We start from the raw sequence: 7,449 nt of genomic DNA on the forward strand, positions 1-7,449 counted from the left end.
CCTTTTGTGCAGTATTTGCTCAGCACTTTCTGTATGGCGGCCTTGTTAGGCTGTGGCTGAGTAAGTTCGTTTACGTACATGGCATAGAAGTCGTAGACGTCAAACACATATCCATCCATGTCGCCTTCGTACGATTCTGCGGCTGTTTGAACCTTTCTTACTTGTCCGTTGGCACATAAAGCCAAGGTGTACATCTGGCAATTGTCGGTTTCGGGTTCGCAGTACGATAGGGCTAGGTACACTGTTGTTTCGGTAACGAAGACGTTTTCGGGCACCCCAAGGGTGAAACCCTTTATGTAATTGGAGCCTGCAACCGCCTTGGCGTCTATCTTGTAGTCTTTAAACACGGGCTTGCCGCCTTTAAATATATTCACCTTTACAGCGTAGTCGGCGAAGAGTTGTTTGTCAAGCTTAAACTTCTTGCCGTCGTAAAATTCGCGTATATGTATTTCCCAATCGCCAACAGTGGTGTCAATACGAATGGGTTGGACGGCAAACTTCGAGTAGTCTGTCTTGTCTTCTTCCTCTACATACAGCGGCACGCTATCTGTTTTGGCGGTAATCGAGTCGTTTTCTGCGCCGTTTGTGTCGGCTTTTTTATTTCCCGAACAGGCCGTTAACAATGTAATGGCGATGAGGGAAAGTGTTAGTGCGAGTTTTTTCATTTGTCAATTTCTATGTGGGTTAGTGCTGCAAATGTAGCAAAAAAACACTTATTGCCGCCCATCTATTGCCAGTTATTTTGCTAGCAGCGCAGAAAAAGGGCTTTTCTACCAAATAATCGAGCATTTCAGAGGCTTTGTTTAGTTGTTGTTGTCAGCTTGGAGAGGTTTTTCAGACTTTGCGATAGCTCTTCGCTGATGTGCCAATGGCAGGGCTGATTAAAGCAGTCCGTGTGCGTATGGTTATGCTTTTGTGGGTTAAGTACGCAATACGTCGTCGGTCGTCAACAGGCCATTCTTCGCCATTCTACATTGCGGGCAGGTCTTTTTCGGTGGCATCCTGCACGCCACTAACCAAGTATTCGTACTCCGTTTCTGGTTTAAGTTGCAGGTGAATGCGCTTGTAAATCACCTTACCGTCAGTGCGTTTGTAGTTAACGATGCACGTGTTTGTTTTCTCGTCCATCAAGTGCACCTCCAAAGAACGTAGCCATTGGTAATCGAATTGGTCCGAACCCAAGAGCAAGTTCTTCTTCAACGTCTCGTTTTGCAGTTGTTTGGCAAAGTCTGTTGTGCAGTATTTGTTCAGCACTTTCTGTATGCTGGCAGCGTTAGGTGTAGCTTGGCTTAGTTCGTTTACGTACAAAGTGTAAAGCCAATAAATGTCGGTGACGTACATATCTATGTCTCCTTCGGCCGAGGCGATGGACGTTTCGTACTTGCGCACCGAGCCATCGGCATTCAATGCCAACACCCTTTCCAGGCAATTGTCGGTTTCGGGCTCGCAATAGCCAAAGCCAATGTACACCGATGTGGGGGTAATCTCGAACTGTTCGAATAGGCCAAGCTCGAAACCTTTGATGTGGTTAGGGCCCATAAGCGACTTAGAGTTTACTTTGTAGTTCTTAAACACAGGTTTGCCTCCCTTAAATACATTTATCTTCACGGCATAATCGGCGTGCGTTTCCTTATCGTAGGTGAACTTATTGCCGTCGTAAAACTGGTGTGCATGTATCTCCCAGTCTCCCCAAATGGTGTCCACGCGTATGGGCTTTATGGCAAACTTCGAGTAGTCGGTCTTGTCTTCCTCCTCAACATATAGTTGTGTACTATCCGTTTTGGTGGCAGGAAAGATGTTGTCGATACAGCTTGCATCGGCTTTTTTGTCTCGTGCGCATACCGTAGTGAGCACGAAAAACAGCAGGGTAAGTGTATATATGGGTCTTATCATTTGCTTATTTCTGTTTGGGGTTGGTTGTGCAAATGTAATAAAAAAGTGCTTATGGTTGTCTGTTCGCCTCGCTTTATTTTACTTGCGGCGCGAAAAACGGGCGCATTTTCCATAAAATCGGCTGTTCAAAACATTTTTTTCGCGTTTTGTTTGGTGGTGTGGTGAAATCTCCTTACCTTTGCATCGCTTTTGAAAAACAAGCGTATTGGGGCGCTTAGCTCAGCTGGTTTAGAGCATCTGCCTTACAAGCAGAGGGTCGGCGGTTCGAATCCGTCAGCGCCCACACACAAGAAGAAACCTCGTTTCCAAGCTTTGGGAACGAGGTTTTTTGTGTTAAGAGAGGTGGTGAAAGCGGGCTATAACAAAAATGTTATCTGGTTGTTTACGCAATTGCAGCCTTTTTCTTATCGTTGCATAGACGTGAATTATACCGCTATTATACAATTGCAAAAGGTTATTATTATCGTAGAACAGTCTTCGGATGGCGTTTTTTGGTGTAGAACAGAAACGGACAATTGCAGGTGTAGGACTAAACGCTTGTGGTAAGGATGTAGCCTCTGCGAAGGCTGATTTGTTGGAGTGCTATGAGGAGGCCAAAGCTGATATGAAGGCGGAAGGTAAGGAAATGCCTGAGGTGGAATTTGTATTCTAGTACGATTTGCAATCGTTTTTTAACTATTTCAACTTCCTTCATGTTACTGAAAAGCTAAACGGGTAGCTTTCAACCCTTCTTTTCTCGTTCCTCGAAAGGTGCGTTTTCTCGCCATGACAATGTTCGAGCAAGCTCGACGTTGTTCATTTGGCTTAACGAAAACGTTCTTTTCTCGTTCCTCGAAAAGTGCTTTTTCTCGCCATGACAATGTCCGAGCAAGCTCGGCATTGTTCATTTGGCTTAACGAAAACGTTCTTTATGTTTCATCTGTTCTTATGTCAAAATGGACGCATTTGGTCACAATACGAGAAGATGAATGATTACCCCGTTCACTTATCCACTCGTCCACTTGTCTACCCGTTAACTTGTTAACTCGTCCACCGTTGTAAACTTTTCAGCAGGAAATTTAACACTGTGAGTGCCCTTTTTGTCCACCAACCGCCAACCTTGCCGCAAAAAATCGATTCTCGCGAAGGTTTGTTTTGATGCAAAAAGGGGTTAGTTGTACATGCAGGCAAAATGAATTTTTATTTAAACGAACCGCCACTAACACCCGTTTTTGGCCGATTTGCAGCAAAATGAAGTGCGTTTTGGTGCTAAACACGGTGCAATTTGCCGCTAAACGCAGTGCGTTTTGGTGCTAAATGCAGTGCATTTTGGTGCTAAATGCAAGGTGAAATGGTGCTAAACGCAGTGCAAAATGCAGCTAAACGTAGGACAAAAAGCATGAATATCCACTGAAATTGTATAAACAAAACCTTCTCGAACCATGAAACACATGCCTGAAAAGGGCAAAATAGCCATTAAAAAGTGGGATTTTAGGGGCTAAAAGTGGGAAATTGGGCATGAAAAATTACGAGGTGGCAGCTATTCTAGAAAGGCTAAATGGTGCAATTTGCAGCCTTTTTTCTTAAAAACGAACATCTTGGAAGATATGAAAGGTTAGAAATAGAGGCTATTTACCTACTTTATGACCTATATTATCGCTAGAATAGCGCGGAATTTAGAGGGGCGTTGTAAAATAAAAGATAAGGATTTAAGCTTTTTGAGTTGATGACTTTTTGAGCTGATGAGTTTGTGAATCGGGGAGTTGATGCCTTCGGGAGTTGTTGGGCTTTCGTTAGTTTACAAGCCAGAGAGTTGACTTGCCCTGCACTCCTCTCAATTTATAGAAAGATTAAAAGTCAAAACGACTTCAGTATTAAATCGGAATTGCAAGCCGCCTCTTTCTAATTGGTGGCGCATTTCATCATAATTGTTCATTGAGCCTCTTATACTTGTTGTATAAGGGGCTTTTTCGTGTCGATTGTTTGTAAGATGTCACTACTCAGTTTAACCAAAGTTGGCCGTTAAAAAGGTATTGAGCGAAAGGGGTTTTAGTGAAGGTACTGGCAACCGATTAGTGTTTAATCGTTTGAATGAATTTACCTTTCTCCCTTCATTGTGCTGCCATTTGCATACGTCTTTATCACCATGTCTTTCACCGCAGGCGGCACAAGATGGTCGATGGGCAGGCCTTCGGCGATGCGATGACGGATGTCGGTGCTCGAAATGTCGTAGAAGGGCGTGTTGAGAAGGGTTACATTGGCGGGCAGGTCGTTAGGGTTTACCTCGTAACCACGGCGTGGAAATATCGCGATGTCGTGGCTGGCGAGTATGTCTTCGTGGTGATTCCACTTGGGAAACGACACCCAATTGTCGGCTCCAATAAGGAGAACGAAAGAACGTTGCGGCTCGTCGTGGGCCAAAGCTTGCAGCGTTCGCCAGGTGTACGACGGCGTTGGCAGGTGCAGCTCGTAGTCGGTGGCGCAGAAACGAGGTTCGTTGGCCGTGGCAGCGCGCGCTATTTCGAGCCGCGCCTTGTCGGCCATCAAGTCGTTGGCGTTGCGTTTAAAGGGGTTTTGGGGCGACACGACAAACCATACTTCGTCTAATCCCATATCGTCTAAAAACTGTTGAGCCAAGGCGATGTGCCCGTTATGTATGGGGTTGAACGAGCCGCCATAGAAACCAGTGCGTATCATGGGCGCGAAAGAAAGGCGTTAATCGCTTCGAGAGTCTGCCGTTTGGCCGTCTCCAAGTCGTCGTTTATGATAACCTTGTCAAACTGCGGAGCGAACGACAGCTCGTATTCGGCTCGCGCAATGCGGTCGTTTATCACCTCTGGTGCATCGGTTGCGCGCCCTTCAAGCCGCTGGCGCAAGGCCTCGATTGATGGCGGTTGGATGAAAATGCTCAACGCCTTGTCGCCATAAAACCGCTTAATGTTGCACCCTCCCTTAACGTCTACGTCGAAAACAACGTTCTGTCCTGCGTCTATTTGGCGTTGAACCTGCTCTTTCAACGTGCCATAAAAGCGGTCTTTGTACACCTCTTCGTACTCCAAGAACTCGTCTTGGGCAATGCGTTGCCTAAATTCTTCGGGCGAAAGGAAGAAATATTCCACGCCATGTTGTTCTGTTCCGCGCGGTGCCCTGCTGGTACAAGATATGGAGAAGGCCAGCCGTAGTTCGGGATGGCTTTGCATCAGCCAGTTAATAATGGTGCTTTTGCCCGAACCCGATGGTGCGGAGAATATCACCAAAGCACCTTTGTGCTGTGTAGAAGACTGCCCGTTAGGGTAGATATGCTGGTTATTGTCCATAATCTTTGAGTTTATTTGAGTTGATGAGAGGGGAGTTTTTATTTGAGTTTTTGCGTTGATGGGTGGGTAAGTTTCTGATTTTTTTGAGCTTGTTAGTTGGCAAGTTGATGCGTTAGGGCTTATTGCAGAATGCAGGTTTGTGCGCCCTTCGGCCTTGTTTTGTTGCTAAGTTTATCGTTCGTAAGACTAAATACGCAAATACTTTAGAAACTCAAAACTTCAAAACCTCACAACCTCGCCAACTTAAAACCTCAAAAACTGATAGCCTACAACACATTCAGCACTTGCTCTTTAATCTGTTCCAGCTCGTCTTTCATCATCACAACGATGTTCTGCATCTCGGCTTGGTTGCTCTTAGAGCCCGTTGTGTTAATCTCGCGACCCATCTCTTGTGCGATGAACCCCAGTTTTTTGCCCTGTTCGCTTTCATCGTTCATGGTCTTGGCAAAGTACTTCAAGTGATTGGTCAGTCGCTGTTTCTCTTCGCTAATGTCCAACTTCTCAATATAATATATCAGTTCTTGCTCCAAGCGGTTCTTGTCATAGTCCACTTCGGGGATGTCTTTCAGCGCGTCTACAATACGTGTTCTAATCTTCTCCACCCTCGCTTTCTCGTACGGTTCGATGTCGTTCATCAGCTTACCGATGTTTTGTAGTTTCTCTTCAAACTTCTTTTGCAGGGCCATACCCTCCTGTTTGCGAAAAGCCACGATGTGTTCAAGGGCCTGCTTTATGGCCTCGGCAGCCGCCTTCCATTCGTCTTCGTCCAGCGTTTCCATTTCGGTGCGTGTGGTAACGTCGGGCATTTTCAGCAGTGTAGCGTACCAATCTTGCGGTTCGGGAATGCCTGTTCTGGCCGAAATCTCCTTAATCTGTTGGTAATAGTTTTCAACCAATGCGGCGTTTATGGGCGTTGCGTCCGCCGCTGCGTCTTTTTCCACCCATATAGAGAAGTCAACCTTGCCCCTGGTGAGTGCTTTTGCCACCATCTGTCGCATCTCAATCTCCTTTTCGCGATACAGAGGAGCAACGCGTGTAGAAAGGTCTAGCGTCTTGCTGTTAAGCGATCTAATCTCTACGTTTATTTTCTTGTCGTTAAAGGTCACGACAGCCTTGCCGTAACCCGTCATGGATTGTATCATAGTTTGCGCGTTAATTTTCTGCAAATGTACACATTTTAAACGGAAAAAGCGTAATTTTGCACTTTAATATAAATAATACTGAATAGGATTATGTCGTGCATATTAAATATAGAAACTAGTACCGCGGTATGTTCGGTGGCCGTTAGTAACGATGGCGAGTGCATCTTTAACGCCGAAGACCACGATGGTCCGAACCACGCCGTAAAGCTAGGTACGTTCGTAGACGAGGCCCTTTCGTTTGCCGACAGTCACGCTTTGCCGCTCGATGCCGTGGCGGTGAGTTGCGGACCGGGCTCTTACACGGGCCTGCGCATTGGCGTTTCGATGGCCAAAGGCGTGTGCTACGCCCGCAACGCTAAGCTATTGGCCGTGCCAACGCTGCAATTGCTGTGCGTTCCGCTGCTGTTGCGCGAACAAATAACGCCCGACGATGCCCTGCTTTGTCCCATGCTCGACGCCCGACGCATGGAAGTGTACGCCGCCCTCTACGATAGGGCACTGAAAGAAGTAAGGCCTGTGGGGGCCGACATCGTTGAGGCCAATACCTACAAGGCTTTTCTAGACCAGCATCACGTGTTCTTCTTCGGCAACGGAGCCGACAAGTGCAAGGCCGAAATCGTTCACCCCAACGCCCACTTCATCGACAATGTGAAGCCTTTGGCCAAGAATATGACACCATTGGCAGAGAAAGCTATGGCCGAAGAGCGTTTTGAAGATGTGGCATACTTTGTGCCGTTCTACCTAAAAGACTTCGTGGCGAAAGCCGCCAAGCCGCTACTCTAACTGCAAGGACAAACCAAATGCCGAATAACGAAATTAAGAATGAACAACCGAACATCCACCACTAAGATAATGAACATAGAAGGATTGGACTATAACACGCAACGCGAACGGCTGATACTTCCCGAGTACGGACGTGAGATACAAAAGATGGTGAACCACGCAATGACCCTGCCAACCAAACAAGAAAGGCAAGCTTGCGCCGAGTCTATCATCGCAACGATGAGCATTCTCTTTCCACAAGGCTACGATGCCGTAGACCTAGAACACAAATTGTGGGACCATTTGGCCATCATGAGCGACTTTAAACTCGACATCGACTACCCGTTCGACGTGTC

7 protein-coding genes, 1 tRNA gene and 1 pseudogene are annotated in these 7,449 nt (G+C 46.5%); 4 read left to right on the forward strand and 5 right to left on the reverse strand.

The genetic code is table 11. The features are described from left to right. Both BN93_RS18000 and BN93_RS10365 read right to left on the reverse strand, forming a co-directional pair. Window positions 1-665, reverse strand: a 665-nt coding sequence (locus BN93_RS18000) for a hypothetical protein (RefSeq protein ID WP_044260444.1), incomplete at its 3' end; no start/stop codon positions are given. 304 nt (window positions 666-969) lie between these two features. Then, window positions 970-1,893, reverse strand: a complete 924-nt coding sequence (locus BN93_RS10365) for a hypothetical protein (protein WP_019188258.1) — start codon at window positions 1,891-1,893, stop codon at window positions 970-972. Between the two features lie 208 nt (window positions 1,894-2,101). Here BN93_RS10365 and BN93_RS10370 point away from each other — a divergent pair. Both BN93_RS10370 and BN93_RS18660 read left to right on the forward strand, forming a co-directional pair. After that, window positions 2,102-2,176, forward strand: a tRNA-Val gene (locus BN93_RS10370). 198 nt (window positions 2,177-2,374) lie between these two features. Further along, entirely contained in the window at window positions 2,375-2,545 is a 171-nt protein-coding gene (locus BN93_RS18660; protein ID WP_019188260.1) for a hypothetical protein, read from the forward strand. A 1,424-nt stretch (window positions 2,546-3,969) separates the two neighbouring features. On the opposite strand, the gene nadD is transcribed toward BN93_RS18660, so the two are convergent. From nadD to BN93_RS10390, 3 genes are all read right to left on the reverse strand, one after another. After that, window positions 3,970-4,569 carry a nicotinate (nicotinamide) nucleotide adenylyltransferase gene (nadD, locus tag BN93_RS10380; RefSeq protein ID WP_019188262.1) on the reverse strand — a complete coding sequence of 200 codons (600 nt, stop codon included), beginning with the start codon at window positions 4,567-4,569 and terminating at the stop codon, window positions 3,970-3,972. Further along, window positions 4,566-5,189, reverse strand: coding sequence for a guanylate kinase (gene gmk, locus BN93_RS10385; protein WP_019188263.1), 624 nt, complete (start codon window positions 5,187-5,189; stop codon window positions 4,566-4,568). The genes nadD and gmk overlap by 4 nt, the downstream gene beginning before the upstream one ends. A 266-nt stretch (window positions 5,190-5,455) precedes the next feature. Further along, window positions 5,456-6,331 (reverse strand): YicC/YloC family endoribonuclease, encoded by an 876-nt coding sequence (locus BN93_RS10390; RefSeq protein WP_044260447.1) that lies wholly within the window; start codon window positions 6,329-6,331, stop codon window positions 5,456-5,458. A 90-nt stretch (window positions 6,332-6,421) separates the two neighbouring features. On the opposite strand from BN93_RS10390, the gene tsaB reads away from it, so the two are divergent. Continuing rightward, window positions 6,422-7,114, forward strand: a complete 693-nt coding sequence (tsaB, locus tag BN93_RS10395; RefSeq protein ID WP_019188265.1) for a tRNA (adenosine(37)-N6)-threonylcarbamoyltransferase complex dimerization subunit type 1 TsaB — start codon at window positions 6,422-6,424, stop codon at window positions 7,112-7,114. Between the two features lie 69 nt (window positions 7,115-7,183). Then, window positions 7,184-7,449: pseudogene (locus BN93_RS10400) on the forward strand (DUF4290 domain-containing protein); the annotation flags it as partial.

Origin of the sequence: Prevotella conceptionensis 9403948 (assembly GCF_000312305.1) — a bacterium.
Taxonomy (GTDB): Bacteria; Bacteroidota; Bacteroidia; order Bacteroidales; family Bacteroidaceae; genus Prevotella; species Prevotella conceptionensis.